Origin of the sequence: Micromonospora sp. LOL_023, from assembly GCF_048060115.1 — a bacterium.
Taxonomy (GTDB): Bacteria; Actinomycetota; Actinomycetes; order Mycobacteriales; family Micromonosporaceae; genus Micromonospora_E.
The window spans coordinates 1-395 of the sequence record NZ_JBHMIM010000206.1 but is presented as its reverse complement, the minus strand read 5'-3'; the positions used below and the strand labels follow the sequence as shown (position 1 = coordinate 395).

Sequence of the window (395 nt, the reverse complement as noted above, 5' to 3'; positions counted from 1 at the left end):
GCCTCCACCACGTCCACGTCCGCCGTCGACAACCCGGCCGCCGTCAACGCCTGCCGGATCACCCGCTGCTGGGCCGGACCGTTCGGCGCGGACATGCCGCTGCTGGCACCGTCCGAACCGGTCGCGCTGCCGCGCACCAACGCGAGGATCCGTCGACCGTTGCGCTGGGCCTCGCAGAGCCGTTCGACGACGAGGACGCCGACGCCCTCGGCCCAGCCGGTGCCGTCGGCGTCGTCGGAGAACGGTTTACACCGCCCGTCCGGCGCCAGACCACGTTGCCGGCTGAAGTCGACGAAGACCTCCGGGGTGGACATCACCGTCACGCCGCCGGCCAGAGCCAGCTCGCACTCACCCGTTCGCAACGCGTTGACCGCCAGATGCAACGCCACCAACGA

1 protein-coding gene is annotated in these 395 nt (G+C 71.4%); it reads right to left on the bottom strand.

All coding sequences use genetic code 11. The features are described from left to right. The coding region (locus tag ACFHVL_RS31490) for a beta-ketoacyl synthase N-terminal-like domain-containing protein (protein ID WP_416632267.1) at positions 1 to 395 on the bottom strand (395 nt) is incomplete at both ends.